At 64.3% G+C, this 21815-nt stretch carries 16 protein-coding genes; 9 read left to right on the forward strand and 7 right to left on the reverse strand.

The features are described 5' to 3' along the window. The first annotated feature begins 18 nt into the window (after nt 1-18). The gene (locus O0881_RS14825; RefSeq protein ID WP_289911933.1) at nt 19-2448 is read left to right on the forward strand and encodes a membrane-bound PQQ-dependent dehydrogenase, glucose/quinate/shikimate family; all 2430 of its coding nucleotides are present in this window, start codon (nt 19-21) and stop codon (nt 2446-2448) included. Nucleotides 2449-2557: 109 nt separating this feature from the next. Here O0881_RS14825 and O0881_RS14830 read toward each other — a convergent pair whose 3' ends face one another. From O0881_RS14830 to hemC, 4 genes are read right to left on the reverse strand one after another with little or no spacing between them, the layout of a single operon-like run. Beyond that, complete coding sequence (locus tag O0881_RS14830) at nt 2558-3754, reverse strand: heme biosynthesis protein HemY (protein ID WP_071653290.1); 1197 nt, start codon at nt 3752-3754, stop codon at nt 2558-2560. A gap of 4 nt (nt 3755-3758) precedes the next feature. Next, on the reverse strand, nt 3759-4907 hold the full coding sequence (locus tag O0881_RS14835; RefSeq protein ID WP_077401782.1) for a uroporphyrinogen-III C-methyltransferase: 1149 nt from the start codon (nt 4905-4907) through the stop codon (nt 3759-3761). Next, entirely contained in the window at nt 4904-5686 is a 783-nt protein-coding gene (locus tag O0881_RS14840; protein ID WP_099668167.1) for a uroporphyrinogen-III synthase, read from the reverse strand. Before O0881_RS14840 ends, O0881_RS14835 begins: the two co-directional genes overlap by 4 nt. After that, nucleotides 5679-6683 (reverse strand): hydroxymethylbilane synthase, encoded by a 1005-nt coding sequence (gene hemC, locus O0881_RS14845; RefSeq protein WP_099664820.1) that lies wholly within the window; start codon nt 6681-6683, stop codon nt 5679-5681. Before hemC ends, O0881_RS14840 begins: the two co-directional genes overlap by 8 nt. 243 nt (nt 6684-6926) lie before the next feature. Here hemC and ppc point away from each other — a divergent pair, with 243 nt between their 5' ends. The 3 genes from ppc (at nt 6927) to O0881_RS14860 (ending at nt 12936) form a co-directional block, all read left to right on the forward strand. Next, a complete protein-coding gene (gene ppc, locus O0881_RS14850) occupies nt 6927-9767 on the forward strand; it encodes a phosphoenolpyruvate carboxylase (RefSeq protein WP_289911934.1) in 2841 nt (946 codons plus the stop codon). A 176-nt stretch (nt 9768-9943) separates the two neighbouring features. After that, entirely contained in the window at nt 9944-11740 is a 1797-nt protein-coding gene (locus tag O0881_RS14855) for a PAS domain S-box protein (RefSeq protein WP_289911935.1), read from the forward strand. A 56-nt stretch (nt 11741-11796) separates the two neighbouring features. Next, nucleotides 11797-12936: an HAF repeat-containing protein gene (locus O0881_RS14860; RefSeq protein WP_289911937.1), complete on the forward strand. Its 1140-nt coding sequence runs from the start codon at nt 11797-11799 to the stop codon at nt 12934-12936. A gap of 64 nt (nt 12937-13000) precedes the next feature. Here O0881_RS14860 and rpoD read toward each other — a convergent pair whose 3' ends face one another. Beyond that, complete coding sequence (gene rpoD / locus O0881_RS14865; RefSeq protein ID WP_099664823.1) at nt 13001-15547, reverse strand: RNA polymerase sigma factor RpoD; 2547 nt, start codon at nt 15545-15547, stop codon at nt 13001-13003. 566 nt (nt 15548-16113) lie between these two features. Between rpoD and O0881_RS14870 the strand changes: the two genes are divergently transcribed. Genes O0881_RS14870 through O0881_RS14880 form a run of 3 tightly spaced genes read left to right on the forward strand, consistent with a single transcriptional unit; the run spans nt 16114 to nt 17727 of the window. Next, nucleotides 16114-16623, forward strand: coding sequence for a ProQ/FINO family protein (locus O0881_RS14870; RefSeq protein WP_034758713.1), 510 nt, complete (start codon nt 16114-16116; stop codon nt 16621-16623). A gap of 9 nt (nt 16624-16632) precedes the next feature. Continuing rightward, nucleotides 16633-17280 carry a 3'-5' exonuclease gene (locus tag O0881_RS14875; protein WP_077401767.1) on the forward strand — a complete coding sequence of 216 codons (648 nt, stop codon included), beginning with the start codon at nt 16633-16635 and terminating at the stop codon, nt 17278-17280. A gap of 21 nt (nt 17281-17301) precedes the next feature. After that, the gene (locus tag O0881_RS14880) at nt 17302-17727 is read left to right on the forward strand and encodes an SMI1/KNR4 family protein (RefSeq protein ID WP_289911938.1); all 426 of its coding nucleotides are present in this window, start codon (nt 17302-17304) and stop codon (nt 17725-17727) included. Between the two features lie 21 nt (nt 17728-17748). Here O0881_RS14880 and O0881_RS14885 read toward each other — a convergent pair whose 3' ends face one another. Beyond that, nucleotides 17749-18096 carry a DUF4870 domain-containing protein gene (locus tag O0881_RS14885; protein ID WP_289911940.1) on the reverse strand — a complete coding sequence of 116 codons (348 nt, stop codon included), beginning with the start codon at nt 18094-18096 and terminating at the stop codon, nt 17749-17751. Between the two features lie 98 nt (nt 18097-18194). Beyond that, nucleotides 18195-19607, reverse strand: a complete 1413-nt coding sequence (locus tag O0881_RS14890) for a PLP-dependent aminotransferase family protein (RefSeq protein ID WP_289911941.1) — start codon at nt 19605-19607, stop codon at nt 18195-18197. 216 nt (nt 19608-19823) lie between these two features. Here O0881_RS14890 and O0881_RS14895 point away from each other — a divergent pair, with 216 nt between their 5' ends. Then, nucleotides 19824-20495 (forward strand): c-type cytochrome, encoded by a 672-nt coding sequence (locus O0881_RS14895; RefSeq protein ID WP_289912237.1) that lies wholly within the window; start codon nt 19824-19826, stop codon nt 20493-20495. Continuing rightward, nucleotides 20492-21766, forward strand: coding sequence for a cytochrome c (locus O0881_RS14900; RefSeq protein ID WP_289911942.1), 1275 nt, complete (start codon nt 20492-20494; stop codon nt 21764-21766). The genes O0881_RS14895 and O0881_RS14900 overlap by 4 nt, the downstream gene beginning before the upstream one ends. The last annotated feature ends 49 nt before the right edge of the window (nt 21767-21815 follow it).

Genomic DNA, 21815 nt, shown 5'->3' on the forward strand with positions numbered 1-21815 from the left:
ATCCTTGCAAAAAGGAATATGATGATTCCCTCTTTCCGGCCCGGTCCTTTATTAAAGGTCACCGGCGTTATTTTCATTCTGTTTGGCCTCGCCCTGCTGGGCGGCGGCATCTGGCTGGCCACGCTCGGCGGCTCCTGGTACTACTTGCTGGCCGGCATAGGCATGCTGATCGCCGGCGCGCTGGTATTCCAGGGCAAGCGCAGCGCGCAACCGTTCATGGCGCTGCTGCTGCTCGCCACCCTCATCTGGTCCCTCATTGAAGTGAAATTCGACTGGTGGCAATTGCTGCCGCGCCTGGACATCTGGTTTGCCGCCGCCGTCTGGCTGCTGCTGCCCTTCGTCAGCCGCCGCCTGGCTCCTCCCGCCGGCGCAGCGAAACAGCCGCAAGCGGGCAAGACGGCCCTCTCCGCCGCCGTGGCCCTGACCGTCATCGCCGGCGTCATCGCCCTGTTCCAGGATTACCATGACCTGCATGGCGACGTGCCGGCCGAAAACATGGCCGCCACGGCCTCCGGCGATTTCGCGCCCGGCGTCGAGCACAACGACTGGTCCGCGTATGGCCGCTCCGGCTATGGCGACCGCTATGCCCCGGCCGCGCAAATCACGCCCGCGAATATTTCCGGCCTGAAAGAAGCCTGGACCTACCACACGGGCGACTTCAAGGGTCCCAACGACCCGGGCGAGATCGCCAACGAAGTCACGCCGCTGAAGGTCAATGACATGCTGTACCTGTGCACGCCGCACAATATCGTCATCGCCCTGAACCCGGACACGGGCAAGGAAATCTGGCGCCACGATCCAAAGATCAACCGCGATGCGGCCAGCTACCAGCACATGATCTGCCGTGGCGTCGCCTACTGGGACGTGAACGCGGGCCGGGCGAAGAACAATCCGGCTCCCGAAGCTGCCAGCATGGAATGCCCGCGCCGCATCCTGGCGCCGACCATGGACGGCACCATGATCGCCGTCAATGCCGATACGGGCGAGTCGTGTAAGAGCTTTGGCAACAACGGCGTCGTCAACCTGTATAAAAACATGGCCATGATCAAGCGCGGTTTCCTGATGCCAACGTCGCCGCCGGCCGTCTCGCAGAAAATGGCCGTGATCGCCGCCAGCGTGACGGACAACCATTCGACGGAAGAGCCATCGGGCGTAATCCGCGGCTACGATCCCGTCACCGGCAAGCTGATGTGGAACTGGGACCCGGCCACGCCGGAAGATACGGCGCCTTTCCCTGAAGGCAAGAACTACACCAACAACTCGCCCAACTCGTGGGGCGTGGCCAGCATCGATGAAAAGCTGGGCATGGTTTACATTCCGATGGGCAATGAAACCCCTGATACCTGGGGCGGCAACCGCAATAAGAATGGCGAGAAATTCAACAGCGCCATCGTCGCGCTGGACCTGGCGACGGGGAAAGTACGCTGGGTCTACCAGACCGTGCACCACGATATCTGGGACATGGACATCGGCGGCCAGCCGAGCCTGGTCGACATCGACACGCCGAAAGGTAAAGTGCCCTCTGTTGTTGCCACGACGAAACGCGGCGACATCTACGTGATCGACCGCCGCGACGGCAGCCTGGTCGTGCCGGCGCCGGAAAAACCCGTACCAACGAGCAATCCTGCCGCCGGCGACACCCTGTCGCCCACGCAGCCGTTCTCGGCCCTGACCTTCTTGCCAGAACGCAATATCAGCGAAGCGGACATGTGGGGCACCACGCCGTTCGACCAGCTCGCCTGCCGCATCATCTTCAAGGAACGCCGCTATGAAGGCCCGTTCACGCCGCAAACGGCTGGCAAGGGCGCCGTCATCTCGCCGGGCCCGCTGGGCATCTTCGAATGGGGTGGCGCGGCCATCGACCCCGTGCGCCAGTTGTTGATCGTCAACCCAGACTACATGGGCTTCCTGGAAAAACTCGTGCCGCGCGCGGAAACGACGGCCAAGGGCGGCACGGGTGGCGAAATGGGCTTGCAGCCACAGACGGGCGTACCGTTCGCCGTGGAAATCAAGGCCTTCCTGTCGCCGCTGGGCTTCCCATGCCAGGCACCGCCGTGGGGCTATGTGGCCGCCGTCGACCTGCGTACCATGAAGAAAGTGTGGATGCACAAGAACGGCACCACGCGCGACAGCGGTCCCGTGCCGATCCCCTTGCCACTGGGCGTGCCCAGCCTGGGCGGCATGGTCACCACGGGCGGCGGCGTGACCTTCCTCAGCAGCACGCTCGACTACTACATCCGCGGCTACGACGTCAGCAACGGCAAAGTGATCTGGAAAGCCCGCTTGCCAGCCGGCGGCCAGGCTACGCCGATGAGCTATGTGTCGAACAAGTCGGGACGCCAGTTCGTCGTCGTCATGGCCGGCGGCCACGGTTCGCTGGGCACGAAGATGAGCGACACCCTGGTCGCATATGCCTTGCCGGAAGGCACTGCGGTAACGAAGAAGTAAAGCTCGAAGAAGTAAATTAGCAAGGTAGCAGCGCACTCCGCCATGGGGTGCGCGCAAAGAAAAAGCCGTTCAGTCTGCACTGAACGGCTTTTTTACGTCTGCGCGTGGCTTACAGGATGGTAGCCAGTGCGCACTGCCGGTAATGCGCGGCAGCCTGTTCCGTCTGCTGCAGGGCGTCGTGCATCTGCGCCAGCTTCAGGTGGGCGTCGCGCACCATTTGCGGCTCGTTCGCATCCGACAAGGCCTGCTCCAGGTGGCGCTGGGCCTTGCCCCACAGTTTTTGCTTGAGGCACAAGGTGCCCAGGGTCAGCGCCAGTTCCGCATCCAGCGGACGCTGCTTCATCCATTGCTCGCAATGTTCGATCTGCAGCAGCAGGGCCGGCGTGCCGCTTGGCGCCGCCGCTTCGCGGTAGGCGCGCACGACGCGCTCGTCCCAGTCGGCGGCCAGCGATTCTTCGCACACGAGGCGCGCTTCATCGTGCAAGCCGCGCGCATTCAGGGCCGTGGCGGCGCGGCAGGCGATGTACGGCTTGACCCGGTCGGCGCTTGGCACGGTGGACCACACGCGCATCAGCGACTCGGCGTCATGCGAGGGGTCGGACAGCAGATGGTCGTAGGCCAGTTCGCGCAGGCGCGACGACAGGGCCGGATGCAAGGCGCGGTGCTTGTCGAGCGAACGCACGAGGCGCAGCACTTCCGGCCAGTTCTTCGCCTGCTGCTCGGCTTTCAGCGACCATTGCAGCGCGTGGATGTGGCGCGTGCCGCTGGCATTGAGTTCGCGCACGGCGGCCAGGGCCGCTTCCGGCTGGTGGTCGTCGACCAGCAATTCCGTCACCGTCATCAAACGGGCCGTTTTCAGGCTGGCATCGCCTTCGACGCGCGACAGCCAGCTGTCGCGGCGTTCGGACTGGCGCATGCGGTGCGCGGCGCGCGCGCCGATCAGCGCGGCCAGGCCGGCGTTCTCTTCCAGCTCGGCGGCGCGCAAGGCGGCCTTCTCGGCATGGCCGAAACGGCCTTCGAACAGGGCTTTCAAGGCTTCGCGCAAGCCCTTGTTGCCGTCGCGCTCACGCTTGCGCTGGCGGTAGGCCGCCACTTGCGCCGGCATGCGCACGGTGGCGCGCACGGCGCGCACCAGCAGGTACAGCAGCACGAACAGCACGACCTGCAGCAACAGGAAGAAATTCAGCGACAAATCGATGCGGTATGGCGGATAGAACAGCACCACGTTGCCGGGATTGAAACGGGCCGTCACGGCGATACCGATCGCCGCGGCCATCAGGGCGAGTAACCAGAGAAATAGACGCATGGGCTCAGGACTTCGCTTTGTAGTTGCGCACAGCCGTCAGGCTGTCGGACAAGGTTGGCATTTCGATGGCCAGGTTGCTGCCCTGCACTTGGCGCAGCAGGGCTTGCGCCGTCTGCGTGCTCTTGGCGCGGGTGTCGAAATACTTGGCCAGCGCATCCTGCGCGGCGATCAAATCGTTGCGGAAAGCCGTTTCATTGCGCGACAACAAGGCCATGCGGGCATTGAGCAGGCGCAACTTGACGTTTTCACGCAAGAAATACGATTGCGTCGGCGACAGCATCAGCGCTTCCGGCGTATCGACGCGGCGGATGCGTATCAATTGACGCACGTCGGCCCACATGTCGCCGCTCCAGGTATTGAAGCCGTCGCGCACTTTCTGCAGCAGCGGTTCCGGCGCAGGCGGTCCCATCAGCTTGCCGCTCGCATCGCGCACGGGCTTGGCCTTGCCCGGTTTTTCCGGTGCGGCCGGCAAGGCCGGGGTTTCGTCGGACAGCATCGGCAGGGAGTCGACCTGGGCGATCACGGCGTCGAGGCGCAGGGCCACGCCCGTCGAATCGACGCTGGGCAGGGCTTTCAATTTTTCCATGTCGCGCCCGATGGCGCGGCGGATGGTGATGAATTGCGGCTTGTCGGAACGCGACAGGCTGCGGTCCGCGTTTTGCAGGGCGATCAGCGCGCCGGGCACGTTGCCGGCCAGTTGCAGCTGCTGGCTGGCCGTCGACAGCACTTGCTCGATTTCCGTCAGCGCCCACTCGTCGCGGTTCTTCGACAAATCGTTGTACAGTTGTTCCAGCGCAAGTTGCTGGCTTTGCGTTTCGCTCTGGCGGTTTTCCAGCGCGCCCACCTTGATTTGCAGCTCTTTCGTGCCTTCTTGCACGTTGCGCGCCAGCACGCCCGTTTCGGCATTGCTGACATCGCCTTTTTGCAGGCGCTTGGCCACTTCTTCGCGCAGGTTGCGGATCTGCTTGCTGGTCGACCAGCTTTGCGCAGCCAGCAGCACGGCCAGCACGATGACGGCGATGCTCATGGGCTTTTGCAGCTGTTCCAGCAGGGTCGGCGCGCGGCCGGCAGGTTGGTCGGCCGCCTGCGGCGCCGTCTTCACGGCGCTGCCAGGCGTTGCATTCGGTTCGGAGAGTGTAGGCATTTCGTTCATGGTCGTGATTGTAACGCGGCGAGCACTCCTGCGTCGCCTGATCCTGTCAAGGTGACTCGGGCAAAACCCAGGGCCGCCGCCGTTTGTGCAATGCGGGCGTGCGGCACGATCAGATGCTGCTGTTGCATTTTCACAACAGCTGCCTTTTCAGCATCCATTTCGCCCAGCAGCGCCAGCAAGCCGCGCAGCGCTTCCGAGCTGGTGATGATCCAGTCATTATTATGCTGCAACAGGTTTTCCAGGGTCGCCCGCAAGGATGGCGTCAGCCTTGGCACCTTGCGGCGGTAGGCCGTGACGAACTCGACAGTTGCTCCCGCAGCGCGCAAGCCGTCGGCCAGGTAATCGCGTCCGCCATCGCCGCGCACGATCAGCACGCGCTTGCCGCGCAGGGCCGGCAAGTCCAGCGCCAATAATAAATGTTCGGAGTCGCTGCGCGCCGTGTCCAGCGGACTCGTGATGGTCGCGTTGGCGTCCGTGACGCCATGCGCGCCCAAGGCCATCCGGCTGCCCTCGCCCACCACGGCCAGCGGCAGGCCGGGGGGCCAGGCGGGTAGATGCGCGAAGACGCAATCGATGGCGTTGGGCGAGACGAACGCCACCAGGTCGTAATCGCTCAGGCGGGCCAGCACGGCTTGCAGCCGCGCGCATTCCTCTGCGCCGTCAAGCGCGTGGATTTCCAGCAGCGGCAGCAATTGCACGGGCAAGCCCAGCGCCGCGATCCGGGCGGCCAGCGGCCCCGCTTGCGCCGCGGGCCGCGTGATCACCACGGTGTCAGGCATGCGGCGCCAGGCCTTCATGGTTGTCGGGAGTGACGGCGCACGAGGCGAGGATGCCGGCGGCATCTTGCCCGCGCAGCAATTCGGCCACTTGCTCGCCCAGCTGTTCCGGCGCGCCGGCAGCACCGCTAACATCGGCGCTGGCCATGCGCGCGCCGTCCGGCGTGGCGACCATGGCGCGCAAGCGCATCTGCCCGCCCTCGACGGTGGCGAACGCGGCCAGCGGAATCTGGCAGCTGCCGCCGAAGATCTTCGACACCTTGCGCTCGGCCGTGACGGCTTGCGCCGTAGCCGTGTGGTTCAGCGGCGCCAGCAGGCGCACCAGGTCGGCGCCGTCCGCGCGCCCGCTGCGGATCTCGATCGCCATGGCGCCCTGGCCTGCGGCCGGCAAGCTGTCTTCCGGCGCCAGCACGGCGCGGATGCGCGACGCCAGGCCCAGGCGTTTCAAGCCGGCGGCGGCCAGGATGATGGCCGCGTAGTCGCCACGGTCCAGCTTGCCCAAACGCGTATCGAGGTTGCCGCGCAGGGGCAGAATCGTCAGGTGCGGATAGCGCGCGGCGATCAGCGACTGGCGGCGCAGGCTGCTGGTGCCGACGACGGCGCCGTGCGGCAGCTCGGCCAGGCTGGCGTAATCGTTCGACACGAACGCGTCGCGCGGGTCTTCGCGCTCGAGGATGGCGGCCAGGGCAAAGCCTTCCGGCAACTCCATCGGCACGTCTTTCAGCGAATGCACGGCCAGGTCGGCGCGGCCTTCTTCCATCGCCACTTCCAGCTCCTTGACGAACAGGCCCTTGCCGCCTACCTTGGACAAGGCGCGGTCCAGAATCTGGTCGCCGCGTGTGGTCATGCCGAGAATTTCGACGCTACACTGCGGATACAGGGCGGCCAGGCGGGCGCGCACGTGTTCAGCTTGCCACATGGCAAGACGGCTCTCGCGCGTGGCGATCACCAGGCGGGCAGGAATATTCAATTCGTTCGGGGTCAATTCGGATGCTTTCAAAACAAGTTCTTTCGCTGTGGCTGTCGTTGTCATTATCGTTGCCATTTCGCCCGTCTGATATCAATTTTGTATCGGGTGGCGCCTGGCGTCGCTATAATCGTTATCGCTTAGCCTAGAAGGCCAAGTCAGGCTAGCGTCCATGTTGAAGACCACAAATTTTATCATGCGCCCCCTCCCCTCTGCGGCCAAACGCCCGGTGCGATCCACATTCCCTTGCTTTTACACTTACTTTGGTTCTTTATTATGCTCAATGACGCAGTAGCACCAGAAATAGTTCCAGCGGCCGGCTCCGACAAGGACGCGCCGCTGAAAGAAGACATCCGCCTGCTGGGCCGCCTGCTGGGCGACGTGCTGCGCGAACAGGAAGGCGACGCCGTCTTCAATGTGGTGGAAACCATACGCCAGACGTCCGTGCGCTTCCGCCGCGAAGCGGACGCGGGTGCCGCGCTGGAACTCGACGCCATGCTCAAGGAACTGAGCCGCGAGCAGACGATTTCCGTCGTGCGCGCCTTTTCCTACTTTTCGCACCTGGCCAACATTGCGGAAGATCAACACCACATCCGCCGCCGCCGCGCCCACCTGCTGGCCGGCTCGCCGGCGCAAAAGGGCAGCGTCAGCTTCGCGCTGAGAAAACTGCGCCTGGCCGGCGTGCCGCGCAAGACGGTCGACACCTTCTTCCAGGACGCCCTGATCGCCCCCGTGCTGACGGCCCACCCGACGGAAGTGCAGCGCAAGAGCATCCTCGACGCCGAGCACGACATCGCCCGCCTGCTGGCCGAGCGCGACTTGCCGCAGACGCCGAAAGAACGGCACGCCAACATGCAGCTGCTGCGCTCGCGCGTGGCCACCCTGTGGCAGACGCGCATGCTGCGCTACTCGAAGCTGACGGTGGCCGACGAGATCGAAAACGCCCTGTCCTACTACCGCATCACCTTCCTGCGCGAACTGCCGGGCCTGTATGACGACATCGAGGACGATATCGCCGCCGAGTACCCGAACGGCGACGGCACGATCGAGCCCATCAACGCCGCCTACGTGCAGATGGGCAGCTGGATCGGCGGCGACCGCGACGGCAACCCGAACGTCAACGCGGGCACCATGCAGCACGCGCTGGCGCGTCACGCCACCACCATCCTCGACTTTTACCTCGACGAAGCGCACGCGCTGGGCGCGGAGTTGTCCGTCTCAACCCTGATGGTGGGCGTGAGCGCCGAACTGCAGGCGCTGGCCGACCAGTCGCCGGACGCCTCGCCCCACCGCAGCGACGAACCGTACCGCCGCGCCCTGATCGGCATCTATGCGCGCCTGGCCGCCACGGCCCGCGCCCTGGGCGCCACCAACATCCTGCGCAAGGAAGTGGGCGCAGCGGCCGCCTACCCGGACGCGGCCGCCTTTGTGGCCGACTTGCTCACCATCGTCGCCTCGCTCGAGTCGCACCACGGCGCCGCCCTCGTGCGCCCGCGCCTGGCCACCCTGGCGCGCGCGGCCGACATCTTCGGTTTCCACCTGGCGTCGCTGGACATGCGCCAGACCTCGGACGTGCACGAGCGCGTGCTGGCCGACCTGTTCGCCAAGAGCGGCGTGGCCGCCGATTACACGGCCCTGTCCGAGGAAGATAAGCAGGCGCTGCTGCTGAACGAACTGGCCCAGCCGCGCCTGCTGTACTCGCCCTACATCGCCTACGCGGCGGAAACGGATTCCGAACTGGCGATCCTGCGCGCGGCGCGCGACATCCGCCAGCGCTACGGCGCGCGGGCCATCCGCAACTACATCATCTCGCACACGGAAACCGTGTCCGACTTGCTGGAAGTATTGCTGCTGCAAAAGGAAACGGGCTTGCTGCGCACCGACTGGCAAACTGGCGACAGCATCTGCGAGCTGATGGTCATCCCCCTGTTCGAGACGATCCCCGACCTGCAGCGCGCGGCCGGCATCATGAGCCAGGTCATGGCCTTGCCTTTGGTCAAGCAATTGATCGCCAAGCAGGGACAGTTGCAGGAAGTCATGCTCGGTTATTCGGATTCGAACAAGGATGGCGGCTTCCTCACGTCCAACTGGGAACTGTACAAGGCGGAACTGGCGCTGGTCGCCGACTTCCAGAAGGCCGGCGTCAAGCTGCGCCTGTTCCATGGCCGCGGCGGCACGGTGGGCCGCGGCGGCGGACCCAGCTACGAAGCCATCCTGGCCCAGCCGCCGGGCACCGTCAACGGCCAGATCCGCCTGACGGAGCAAGGCGAGATCATCGCCTCGAAGTTTTCCAACGCGGAAATCGGCCGGCGCAACCTGGAATTGCTGGTGGCCGCCACCTTGGAAGCGAGCCTGGCGCCGCAGGAAGCCAATCCGGCCCGCAACGGCCAGCTGGCGCAGTTCGAAGCCGTGATGGCGCAACTGTCGGACCTCGCCTATCACGCCTACCGCCACCTCGTGTATGAAACGCCGGGTTTTACGGAGTATTTCTTCTCGGCTACGCCGATCGCGGAAATCGCCGAGCTGAACCTCGGTTCCCGCCCCGCTTCGCGCAAGGCCAACCAGCGCATCGAAGACTTGCGCGCCATTCCCTGGGGCTTTTCCTGGGGCCAGTGCCGCTTGCTGCTGCCGGGCTGGTTCGGCTTCGGCAGCGCCATCGAAACGTGGATCAATCAAGCCGACGGGGCCGCGAAAGATGACAAGATCGCCACCCTGCGCGCCATGTACGCCGAATGGCCATTCTTCGCCACCCTGCTGTCGAACATGGACATGGTGCTGGCCAAGACGGACCTGGCGATCGCCTCGCGCTATGCGGAACTGGTGGCGGATCAGGGCTTGCGCGAACGCATCTACAAGCGCATCACGGACGAGCACGGCAACACCCTGCGCTGCCTGGAGCTGATCACCGGCAACACGGAACGCCTGGCGGGCAATCCGCTGCTGGCCCGTTCGATCCAGAACCGCTTCGCCTATCTCGACCCGCTGAACCACTTGCAGGTGGAGTTGATCAAGCGCAACCGCGCCCTGTCGGCGGAAAGCCGGATCGACGAAAGGGTGCACCGCGGCATCCAGCTGTCGATCAATGGCGTGGCGGCCGGCCTGCGCAACACGGGCTGATCGCACCGCCTTGCCATCTGCAAACAGGGCCGGCACCGCAAGGGCCGGCCCTTTTGCTTGCCCAATGGAAAAATATTCTCAAGAAAACAACAATTGGTATTACACTAGCGTCGGATACCTTCCCCTCTCCGGCGCCAGGCGCACGGCAGCGGCCAACCACGACGCCAGGGACGCGGATGAGCAAATGGTCGATTGAAACCCTGAGTGGCGCTTGCGGCGCCCTCATCCTGATCATGCTGGGCTGGTTCGCCGGCGCAGCCTGGCAAGAACTCGATTTCTGGCAGCATGTCTGGCTGGCCCTGCTGCTGCTGGCCGCCGCCGTCGCCGTCCTCTGGCTGATGCGCAAGCTGCGCAGCCACCTGGCCCTGACGCGCGCGCAGCTCGACGATAGCCTGATGCGCTACCAGCACCTGAGCGAAACGGCGCAGGACGGCATGTGGCAAACGGATGCGCACGGCCGCATCCTGCACGTCAACCAGCGCCTGTGCGACATGCTGGGCGTCCCCGCGGAACAGCTGCTGGACCACTCGATGGACGAATTCCACGACGAAGCCACCTTGCTGCGCCTGTGTCCGCTGCGCCAGACGGCGACGGATAGTTGCATGGGAGAACTGCATTACCAGCATGGCGACGGCTCGGAACGCTGGGCCATGCTCAGCGGACGCCGCCTGTACGACCAGCGCGGCACCCTGACGGGAGCGCTGGTCATGGCCAGCGACATCACAGAACACAAGCGGGCCGAACATGCACTGACCGTCGCCCATGCGGAGCTGGAAAGCCGCGTGGCCCTGCGCACGGCCCAGTTGCTCGACGTCAATCTCCAGCTGTCCGCGGAAATCGCCATGCGCGCGCAAACGGAAGCGGCCCTGGCGCGCAGCGAAGAGCGGCTGCAGGACATCATTTCCATGATGCCCCTGTCGCTGTTCCTGAAAGACGCCGATTCGCGCATGCTGCTGATGAACCAGGCCTGCGAGCAGCAATGGGGCGTGCTGTTCCAGGATATCGCCGAGGGACGCGACGTGCAGCACTTTCCCTCGGACCAGACCCAGGCATTCCACGCGGCGGACCAGGAAGCGTTTGCCAGCCGCCAGGTGGTGATCCGCGAAGAACTCGTGTGGAATGCGCGGCTGCAGGAAAACCGCCTGCTGCAGACGCATAAAAAACCCATCTTCGATGCGCAAGGCCGGCCGCAGATGATCATCGCCATGGGCATCGACATCACGGAAAGCAAGCGCAACGAGGAGAACCTGCAGCGCACCCTGGCCCAGCTGCGCGAACTGACCGACCACCAGCAGACCATCAAGGAAGAGGAAAGGCGCCGCATCGCGCTCGACATTCATGACGACCTGGGCCAGAACCTGATGGTGCTGCGCATCGACGTGTCGCTGCTGCACGCGCGCACGGCCAGGACCCACCCGCGCCTGCACCGCCACGCCCAGCGCGTGCTCGACACCATCGACGCCACCATCCGCTCGGTGCGCACCATCATCAATGACTTGCATCCCAGCACCCTGGAGCTGGGCCTGGGCCCGGCAGCCGAATGGCTGATACGCCAGATGGAAAGCCGCGGCGCCATCCGCTACCAGCTCTCGCTCGACAGCGAGGCGCCCGACCTGGGCCTGGACCAGCGCCAGACGTCGGCCATCTTCCGCGTGCTGCAGGAATCGCTGTCGAACATCGTGCGCCACGCCCAGGCCAGCGAGGTGGAAGTGGCGCTGGCGCAAGATACGGATGCCATCGTGCTGCGCATCAGCGACAACGGCATCGGCATGCAGCCGGACGCCCACGGCAAGAAGGCCGCCTTCGGCCTGAAGAGCATACGCGAACGCGTCCATGCGCTGGGCGGCGAACTGCGCATCGACAGCCAGGAGGGCCAGGGCACGGCGCTGGCCATCCGCCTGCCGCACGCGAGGAAAGGCGCGCCGGCCGAGCATGATGAAATACAAAAATTAGCAAAAACAGTAGCAAATTAAGTATGTATTTTCAACATAAGAAAGTATAGTAAGTTTTTTTCTTTGAGGAAACCATCATGCAGCCACGGTTCTTACGCTTCCATGCCTCACTGCTCGGTCTGTGCCTGCTGACCGTCGTCCCCACCGCCAGCGCCGCCATCTATGCCGAACGCGGCTTTGGCGAGAGGGATGGCAACGGCAGTATCGCGTCCGACCTGAACCCGGCGGGCCTGGTGGCCGGCATCATCATGGAGGAAGAAGGACGGCGCCGCGCCGTCACGTATCAGCATGGCCGCATCCGCGAGCTGGGCACACTGGGTGGCAATGAAGGTTTCACCAAGGCCATCAATACCCATGGCGTGGTGGTCGGTTCGGCACAGACGGCCAGTGGCGCCTGGCATGCCTTCCACTACGATGTGGCGGGCGGCATGCGCGACCTGGGTACCCTGGGCGGCACCAGCAGCTATGCCACGGCCATCGCGCGCGACGGCCAGGTGGCCGGCTATGCCGATACCAGCGGCGGCGATTTCCACGCCTTTGTCACGAAAGCCGACCACAGCCTGCAAGACCTGGGCACCCTGGGCGGCGCCAGCAGCTATGCAAGCGGCCTGAACAACCATGGCGTGGTGGTGGGCACGGCCCAGCGCGGCGATGGCTACCGCCGCGCCTTCGTCTACCGCCCCGGCACGGGCATGCAGGAAATCGGCACCCTGCCCGGCGGACGCATCAGCTCGGCTACCGCCATCAATGACGCAGGCCTGATCGTGGGCGCTTCAGAAACGGAGAAGCGCCGCTGGCACGCCTTTGCCTGGGACGGCAAGCGCATGCTCGACCTGGGCGCCATGATCGGCCAGGGCGACAGCTACGCCACGGCAGTCAACGCGGCCGGACACGTCGTCGGCAGCGTCAGCATCAACGGCTTTGAACCGATGACCTTTGTCTACAAGGAAGGCGTGATGACGGTGCGCCGCCGCGACGACGGCCTGTACCTGACGAACAAGATCACGGACGCCGGGCTCGTGGTGGGCGCCATCTACACGGGGCATAAATTCCAGGCCTTCGCCGTGCCGTCGCAAGCGTCGCCGCCGCCGCCGCGCCGCAACCCGCTGGAATGGCTGGTCGTCACCTTCCTCATCTCCGCCAGCGGCGTGGCGCTGTATCAACTGCAGCGCCGTCACCGCGCCGGCGTGTCAGGCCAGCGCATGCATTTCCTGTAAGGCCGCGCACGGCACGGGCGAAAAAAAAGAGGCTTGCGCCTCTTTTTTATTGCCTGCTGACTACTTAATTTTGCGTCAAGAAGGTTTTCAGCTTGTCCGAACGCGAAGGCTGGCGCAGCTTGCTCATGGCTTTCGCTTCGATCTGGCGGATGCGCTCGCGCGTCACGTCGAACTGCTTGCCCACTTCTTCCAGCGTGTGGTCGTTCGACATTTCCACGCCGTAACGCATGCGCAGCACTTTCGCTTCGCGCGGCGTCAGGGAGTCCAGCACTTCCTTGATCACGTTGCGCATCGAGGCGTGCAGCGCGGCGTCCAGCGGCGCCAGGGTCGTGTTGTCTTCGATGAAGTCGCCCAGTTGCGAATCGCCATCTTCGCCCATCGGCGTTTCCATGGAAATCGGCTCTTTCGCGATCTTCATGATCTCGCGCACCTTGTTTTCCGGCATTTCCATCTTGACGGCCAGGGTCGCCAGGTCCGGCTCGCTGCCCGTTTCCTGCATGATCTGGCGCGAGATGCGGTTCATCTTGTTGATCGTTTCGATCATGTGCACCGGCACGCGGATGGTGCGGGCCATGTCGGCGATCGAACGCGTGATGGCCTGGCGGATCCACCAGGTGGCGTAGGTCGAGAACTTGTAGCCGCGGCGGTACTCGAATTTATCGACAGCCTTCAGCAGACCGATGTTGCCTTCCTGGATCAGGTCGAGGAATTGCAAGCCGCGGTTGATGTATTTCTTGGCGATCGAAATGACCAGGCGCAAGTTGGCGACCGTCATTTCGCGTTTCGCGTGACGGGCGCGCTTTTCGCCGGCAGCCATCTGCTTGTTGATCTTGCGCAAGTCAGCCAGCGGCAGGGCCACGCGGGCTTGCAGGTCGATCATCTTCTTTTGCAGTTCCTTGACGGCAGGCACGTTGCGGCTGAGGATGGCGCTGTACGGATACTTGCAATCGACTTCGCGGTCGACCCATTCCAGGTCGCATTCATTGCCCGGGAACACCTTGATGAAGTGGGCGCGCGGCATGCCGCATTTGTTCACGCACAGTTCCAGCACGGCGCGCTCGATGTGGCGCACTTCTTCCATCTGGCCGCGCAGGGTGTCGCACAGCTTTTCGACGACCTTGGCCGTGAAGCGGATGCCCAGCAATTCCTGCGAAATGGCTTCCTGCGCCTTGACGTAGGCTTTCGAGTTGTAACCCTCGGGCGCCTTGCGCATCTTGTCGTACTGCGTCGAAATGACGTTGAATTTCTCCAACGCATTCTTTTTCAGCTGGGCCAATTGCTCGCTGGAGAAACCGGCCGCGCCGCCATTGGCGTCGCCGTCTTCTTCCTCGGCTTCTTCTTCCTCTTCCTCGTCGTCACCGCTGGCGGCGGCGGGCGCGGCGGCAGCGGCAGGCGCCGGGGCATTGCTTTCGTTCAAATCGACGAAGCCGTCGACCACTTCATCGACCTTGATTTCGTCGCGCGCGATTTTTTGCGACAGCGCAACGATTTCGCCGATGGTGGTCGGGCAAGCGGAAATCGCCTGGATCATGTCCTTCAAGCCGCCTTCGATGCGCTTGGCGATCTCGATCTCGCCTTCGCGCGTCAGCAGCGCCACGGCGCCCATTTCACGCATGTACATGCGCACGGGGTCGGTGGTGCGGCCGAAATCGGAATCGACCGTCGACAGGGCGGTCGCGGCAGCCGCTTCCACTTCATCGTCGCTGGTGACGGTGGCGACGTTGTCGGTCAACAACAGACTTTCCGCGTCAGGGGCGCGCTCGTAGACGGCGATGCCCATGTCGTTGAAGGTGGCGATGATGCCTTCGATCGCTTCCGGATCGATGATGTTTTCCGGCAACTGGTCATTGATCTCGGCATAGGTGAGGAAACCGCGTTCCTTGCCCATGTTGATCAAGCCCGTGATCTGCTTGCGGCGGCGTTCCAGGTCCGCTGCCGATGCTTCCGGATCGCCCAGCGCATCGGCCAGGCCGCCCTTGGCCTTGCGGTCGCGCGCTTTCGAGACGGCCTTCAGTTCGGCGCGCTCGACGGCGTTCAGTGCTGCCACTTCGTCGTTTTCCGGCGTGAATTCGCTCGGTTTGCGGCCACGGCGGCCCGGCACCTTGACGGTCGGCAAGAAGTAATTCGAGGTATCGATAGCGGCCAGCGCGTCGGCGTCCGTGGTCTTGCTGACCACTTGCGCGCCGGTGATGATGGTCACGGGCGCCGCTTCTGGCTTGGCGCGCACGACCTTCGAACGGGCTGCCGTCACCACCTTGTTCGTGGCGGCGCTTTCGCTGACCTTGCGCGGCGCAGGCGCCGCCTTGGCGCTTGGCGCCACCTTGACGCTCGGCGTCTTGACGGGCGCCGCTTCCACGGCGTCGGCGGCGTCGGCCACGGGCGCGGCAACAGCGGCTTCCGCTACCGTTTCGGCCGGCGGCACGGCAGCCAGGCGCGAGCGGCTTTTCTTCACCACGGTGACGACGGTCGGCGCCGTCGTGACGGTGGCTTCCGGATTCGCTTGCGCATTATCGATGAAGTAAGATAAAGTCGTTTTGGGTACGGCAAGCGGCGCCGCGGCTGGGCGTGGCGCCTTGGCGGACAACGTTAAAGTTTTTGGCGTATTCTTCATGAGATATCTCTTAATGCGAGACCAGATGGTGTCGGCGCGAAGTGAATGATTCCACCTAAGCCTGCGAAACCGGACTCGATGGAGCGTATTGTTGCGGCTGCCGTCAAGGGCAGCGGCGCCTGTCTATCGTGACGTTCATAGCCCGCGCATCCGGCATGAGGAGCGCGGGGCCGAAGCCGGGTCAGATAAATAAGCGATGTACATTGCGGAATGAAAAAAAGCCCGTACCAGAACGGGCTTGAATCTATTGTTGTTCAGTGAAGACACAGCGGAGAGCAAGATTATGCACGAAGGCCCGTTATCTGAATAATTGATAAGTGGAATAACCGATATCAAAAATATCAATAATGGTGGCCCTGCGCCGCACTGCTCCTATCCCCTGCACACCTGAGCCAGACCTTCAAAAACAGGGTCCAGTCATCAGCGCAAGCCGACATTATACACATTTCCCGTATTTCGCGCTGTGCCGGCTGTAGTGCGAACCCGCTTATCGCAGGTCAAGTTGCCAAAAAAGACAATGCACTTGCCTGTGGCGCGTGCTATGCTCCCCTTTTATAGCCCAACCAATGATGTCGATGACCAGCTCCACGCCAGACCAGCAAGCCACCACTCCTGACACGCCAGTCGATGCAGCCCCTGCGGCGGCACCGGCCGCAGCGACCACGCCGGCGCCTGCCGGCCTGACCGCGCGCGCGCTGCTGAAACAGTTCCAGGAGCAATTCCCGCCATTCCGCGATTGCCTGCCCTTGTCGATCGGTATCGACAAGCAGATCCTCGCGCGCCTGCCGGACCTGGACCGCAAGCTGATGCGCACGGCGCTGGGCATCCACACGGGTTCGCTGCGCTACCTGCGCGTGATGGAAAAAGCCAAGGTACGCTACGACCTCGACGGCACCGCCGGCGCGGAAGTGACGCAAACCCACCGCGACCACGCCACGCAAGTATTGCAGCAGCGCTTCAAGAAGGAAGCCGAGCGCAAGAAAGCCGAACGCGATGCCGCGGCCGCCGAAGAAGCGAACCGTTTGCGCCTGGAAAAACTGAATCAGCTGACCGCGAAATTCTCGCGCAAAGGCTGATCCGGTTTCATGGACACAGCTGCCGCACCGCCACTGCCCCCCTATCAAGGCATTGCACTCGACCACGTCAAGCTGGTACGCACCAGCGATGATGCGCAGGCGGCCATGGCCGCCCTGCTGGCAGCGGACGCCATCGGCTTCGATACGGAATCGAAGCCGACCTTTGTGAAGGGCGAATCCTCCACGGGACCGCACCTGATCCAGCTGGCCACCGACGACATCGCCTACCTGTTCCAGGTGGGCAGCACGCCGGCGCCTGCCCTGGCCGAACTCAAGGCCATCCTCGAATCGACCACCACCCTGAAGGTGGGCTTCGGCCTGTCCGACGACGTCAAGCGCCTGCGCAACAAGCTGGGCATCGCTCCGGCCCAGGTGCTCGACCTGTCCGTCGCCCTGCGCGGCGGCCAGCGCAACGACCTGGGCGCGAAGACGGCCGTGGCCAAGTTCTTCGGCCTGCACCTGCAGAAATCGAAAAAGATTTCCACCACCAACTGGGCCACGTCGCGCCTGACGGAAAAGCAGATCCTGTATGCGGCCGACGATGCGCAAGTGGCCCTGCGCGTGTACCGCCGCTGGATCGCCGACGGCGGCAAGGTCGCGCCGCAAAAAGCCCCGCGCGCCAGCACGCCGCCAGCCCCGCCGCCTATCGCCGCCTGAGCCGGCGCGCCTTCCTGCAGCATGAGCAAGAACAAGTCCATCGGCACCACGCTTGACGCGATCGCCGCCGCCGAACAGGCGCTGGGGCGGCAGCTGCCCGCATCCCATGTGCAATGGTTATTGGAGAACAATGGCCGCGCGCTGGGCGCCTTGAGCGTGTTTCCCGTCTACGACGCGGCCAATGCGCGCAAGACGTGGGAATCGATAGCACGCCATTACCGCGAAGGCTGGCAGGAATGGCTGGAGAATGCGGGGACAGGCGACGAGGCCGGCAGCCTGCTGCCCTTCGCCCAGTTCGGCACGGGCGATTACTACTGTTTTGATTATGCGCAAACGGGGCCATCGGGCGAACCCGTGGTCGTGCTGTGGTCGCACGAAACAGGCGCCACCACCGCGGTGGCGCCCGGCTTTGCCGCATTCCTCGCGCTGCCCGGCCGCCCGGGCTGACACCCGGCGGCCGGCACAGCCTTATTTGACGAGGCGCAAGGTCAAGGGATAGCGGTAAGTGGCGCCATTGCTGGCCTTGACGGCCGCGACGATCGAGCACACCAGGTTGGCCAGCGCCACGATCCAGAACAGGAACAGGCCGATCAGCACGAACGACAGGATGAAGCAGGCGAAATACCAGATGATCAGGGTGATCTGGAAATTCAGCGCTTCGCGGGCGTTCTCGGCCGAGAATTTATCCGCATCATCTTTCTTGATCAAATAAATGATCAGCGGCGCCACCCAGCTGGTGAACAGGCCGCCAACGTGGGACAGAATGGCGATCGTCGTATCTTGTGTACGACCCACTTCCGGCTGCGTGTTATCCATTATGATTCCCATCATTAGTTATAGATACATCAATATAACAGTAATATTTCTTTTTGGAATGGAACACTTGCTGCCGCAAGGGACTTTTTTTTTCGCCGCTATACCGCCGCCAGCGCCAGCCGCCCCAAGGTGGCGATGGCTTCTTCCAGTTGCGCGTTCCACGGGTGGCCGTAATTGAGGCGGATGCAGTGGCGAAACGCGCGCGTGGCGGAAAAAATGGGGCCGGGCGCGATGCTGATGCCGGCCGCCAGCGCGCTGCGGTGCAAGGCCAGCGCGTCGATACCGGCAGGCATCTCCACCCAGACGAAATAACCGCCCTGCGGCCGCGTAACCCTTGTGCCGGGCGGAAAATGCACGGCGATGGCTTGCAGCATGGTATTTTGCTGCGCCGCCAGGGTCAGGCGCAGCTGGCGCAAATGGCGGTCGTAGCCGCCTGCCGCCAGGTAATCGGCCAGCGCCATCTGCAGCGGGATGGGCGCAGACAGGCTGGTCGTCAGCTTCAGGCGCTCGACCTGGCGCGCGTAGCGGCCCGCCACGGCCCAGCCCAGGCGAAAGCCGGGCGCCAGGGTCTTGGAAAACGAACTGCAATGCATCACCAGACCCGCGCTGTCATGGCTTTTCGTCAAGCCGGGGCGCTGCTTGCCGAAATACAACTCGCCATACACGTCATCCTCGATCAGCGGCACGCCATGGCGCGCCAGCAGTTCGACCAGCGCGCGCTTCTTTTCCGGCGACATCAGGCTGCCCAGGGGATTCTGGAAATTCGTCATCAGCCAGCACGCCTTGGGCCGGTGGCGCAGCAGCAATTCCTCGAGCGCCGCCAGGTCGACGCCGTCGCGGGGGCTGGTGGCAATTTCCACGGCCTTGAGTTCCAGCCGCTCCAGCGCCTGCAAACACGCATAGAAGCTGGGCGACTCGATCAGCACCGTGTCGCCGGGCCGCGTGACGGCTTGCAGGCACAGGTTCAGCGCTTCCAGCGCGCCATTCGTGATGACGATGTCGTCGCTGGAAACAAGCACCCCGTCGAGCTGGTAGCGCAGGGCGATCTGGCGGCGCAGTTCGGCATTGCCCAGCGATAGATCCGTGACCGTGCTCCACGGGTCGAGGCGGCGCATGCTGGCCGACACGGCCCGCGCCAGCTTTTCCATCGGAAACAGATGCGGGCTGGGAAACGCCGAGCCGAAAGGCACGATATCGCGCGCGCCGACGGCGCCCAGTACTTCGAACACAAGGTCGCTGACATCGACCGTGGTGCTGGCGTCGAGCGGGCGGGAACTGTCCGGCTCGGGGGCCAGCGCGGCGCGCTGCGGCGCCACGTAGTAACCGGAGCGGGGCCGCGAGACGATCATGCCGCGCGCTTCGAGCAAATAATAGGCCTGGAACACCGTCGACGGGCTCACGCCCCTGCGCGCATGCTGCTGGCGCACGGAAGGCAACTTATCACCAGGCAACAACAGCTGCGTGCTGATCATGGCGGCGACTTCTTCCGCCAATTCCTCATATCGTTTCAACCCTGCTCCTCAAACTGATCCGTAGTTTTATTGCACAACTGATCCTGTCACAGTGACAGCACCCGTTATATGCTAGGGTAACAACATCCGGGCAGCAACACCGGCACGCCATAATCGACCGACGAGACAGGTTACTTTTCCATGCAACTCTCCATGCTACTGCATTCCCCCCTCGTGCCGGTGCTGACCCTGGCTCTGGCCGTCGCACTGCCCGGCATGGCGCTGGCCGCGCCCGCCAGCATTTCCGCCAGCCACGACAGCCTGGAACAGCGCATCAAGGCGTGCACGGCCTGTCATGCGCAAAAGGAACGCCACGACGCCTTCTTTCCCCGCATCGCGGGCAAGCCGGCCGGCTACCTGTACAACCAGCTGCTGAACTTTCGCGAGGGACGGCGCCAGTATCCGATGATGAACTATATGGTGGAACACTTGCCTGACGATTACTTGCGCGAAATTGCCGACTATTTTGCGGCACAGCACCCTGCCCCGCCGCCGGCCCAGCCCAGCAGCGCCGGCACGACGGCCCTGGCGCGGGGCAAGCAGCTGGTGCTGCATGGCGATGCCGGCAAGAAGATTCCCGCCTGTATCGCCTGCCATGGCCAGCAGCTGGCCGGCGTGGCGCCCGCCATCCCCGGCTTGCTGGGCTTGCCGCGCGACTATATCAACGCCCAGCTGGGCGCGTGGAAGAACGGCATCCGCCGCGCCCACGCGCCAGACTGCATGGCGCAAGTGGCGCAGCGCCTGTCGGATGCGGACGTGGGCGCCGTCTCGGCCTGGCTGGGCACGCAAGTGGCCAGCGCCGACGCGCGTCCCGCGGAAAACATCGCCCTGCCCTTGCCGCTGCATTGCGGTGGCGTGCCAGGCTCCGGCGCGCAGGTGGCGCCATGAAAAAATGGATATTCGCGGCCGCCATCGTCGCCATCGGCGCAGCCGGCGCCAAATTCCTGCTGTGGCCGGCGGACGACGTGGGACCGCCGGCCACCGCCAGCACCCTGAGCCAGGAACAGCTGGTCGCGCGCGGCGCCTACCTGGCCAAGGCGGGCGACTGCATGGCTTGCCACACGACGCGCGGCGGCGTGCCCTACGCAGGCGGCCGGGCCTTGCAGACGCCGTTCGGCAAGGTGCTTTCGCCCAACATCACGGCCGATAGGGAAACAGGGATCGGCAGCTGGACGGCCGACGATTTCTGGCGCGCGATCCACAACGGCAAGTCGAAGGATGGCCGGCTGCTGTATCCGGCCTTTCCCTACACCAGCTACACCAAGGTGCGGCGCGAGGATAGCGACGCCCTGTACGCCTACTTCCAGAGCGTGCCGCCGCACCGGCAAGCAAACGCACCGCACGCGCTGCGCTTCCCCTACAACCAGCAGATCGCGCTGGCCGCCTGGCGCGCCCTGTATTTCAAGCCGGGCGTGTACCAGCCGCTGACGGACAAAAGCATGGAATGGAACCGCGGCGCCTACCTGGTGCAGGGCCTGGGCCACTGCAGCGCCTGCCATAGCAGCCGCACGACCCTGGGCGGCAGCGACGACGGCCTGTCGGGCGGCCTGATTCCCGTGCTGGGCTGGTATGCGCCGTCGCTGACGTCGGATGCGGAAGCGGGCCTGGGCGACTGGGACACGGCGCATATCGTGGAATTGCTGCAAACGGGCGTGTCACCGCGCGCCACCGTCTTCGGCCCCATGGCGGAAGTCGTGCGGCAAAGCTTGCAGCACATGAGCAATGCCGACGTGCAAGCGATGGCCGTCTACCTGAAAAGCCTGCCCGGCCCCGCGCAGCCCGCGCAACGGGCGCCGCGCGACACGTCAGAGCAAGCCCGGCAGCAACTAGCGCTGGGCGCGAAACTGTATGAGGCGCAATGCGCAAGCTGCCACCTGGCCGACGGCAAGGGCGTGCCGCCCGGCTACCCGCCGCTGGCCGGCAACCGCGCGCTGACGACGGAGTCGGCCGTCAACGCCATCCGGCTCGTGCTCAACGGCGGCTTCGCGCCCGGGACAAAAGGCAACCCGCGCCCCTACGGCATGCCGCCGTTCGGCCCCGTCATGGATGACGCGGAAGTGGCGGCCGTGGTCACGTACCTGCGCGCCTCGTGGGGCAATGACGCGCCGGCCGTGTCGGCCCTGGAAGTCAATAAATACCGCAGCGTGCCGCTGGAGTAGCGCGCCTGAAAAACGTCCATGGCGGCGTTGCATCTCCTTGCCCTGAACG

It is taken from the genome of Janthinobacterium sp. SUN100 (assembly GCF_030397705.1).
Classification (GTDB): Bacteria; Pseudomonadota; Gammaproteobacteria; order Burkholderiales; family Burkholderiaceae_D; genus Janthinobacterium; species Janthinobacterium kumbetense.

Excerpts from the sequence above, each read along its gene's own strand:
- ppc (WP_289911934.1), top strand. The coding sequence starts at position 6,927 with ATGCTCAATGACGCAGTAGCACCAGAAATAGTTCCAGCGGCCGGCTCC.
- O0881_RS14840 (WP_099668167.1), bottom strand. The coding sequence starts at position 5,686 with ATGCCTGACACCGTGGTGATCACGCGGCCCGCGGCGCAAGCGGGGCCG.
- O0881_RS14900 (WP_289911942.1), top strand. The coding sequence starts at position 20,492 with ATGAAAAAATGGATATTCGCGGCCGCCATCGTCGCCATCGGCGCAGCC.
- O0881_RS14870 (WP_034758713.1), top strand. The coding sequence starts at position 16,114 with ATGATGTCGATGACCAGCTCCACGCCAGACCAGCAAGCCACCACTCCT.
- O0881_RS14835 (WP_077401782.1), bottom strand. The coding sequence starts at position 4,907 with ATGAACGAAATGCCTACACTCTCCGAACCGAATGCAACGCCTGGCAGC.
- O0881_RS14880 (WP_289911938.1), top strand. The coding sequence starts at position 17,302 with ATGAGCAAGAACAAGTCCATCGGCACCACGCTTGACGCGATCGCCGCC.
- O0881_RS14895 (WP_289912237.1), top strand. The coding sequence starts at position 19,824 with ATGGCGCTGGCCGCGCCCGCCAGCATTTCCGCCAGCCACGACAGCCTG.
- O0881_RS14855 (WP_289911935.1), top strand. The coding sequence starts at position 9,944 with ATGAGCAAATGGTCGATTGAAACCCTGAGTGGCGCTTGCGGCGCCCTC.
- O0881_RS14825 (WP_289911933.1), top strand. The coding sequence starts at position 19 with ATGATGATTCCCTCTTTCCGGCCCGGTCCTTTATTAAAGGTCACCGGC.
- rpoD (WP_099664823.1), bottom strand. The coding sequence starts at position 15,547 with ATGAAGAATACGCCAAAAACTTTAACGTTGTCCGCCAAGGCGCCACGC.
- O0881_RS14830 (WP_071653290.1), bottom strand. The coding sequence starts at position 3,754 with ATGCGTCTATTTCTCTGGTTACTCGCCCTGATGGCCGCGGCGATCGGT.
- O0881_RS14875 (WP_077401767.1), top strand. The coding sequence starts at position 16,633 with ATGGACACAGCTGCCGCACCGCCACTGCCCCCCTATCAAGGCATTGCA.
- O0881_RS14885 (WP_289911940.1), bottom strand. The coding sequence starts at position 18,096 with ATGGATAACACGCAGCCGGAAGTGGGTCGTACACAAGATACGACGATC.
- O0881_RS14860 (WP_289911937.1), top strand. The coding sequence starts at position 11,797 with ATGCAGCCACGGTTCTTACGCTTCCATGCCTCACTGCTCGGTCTGTGC.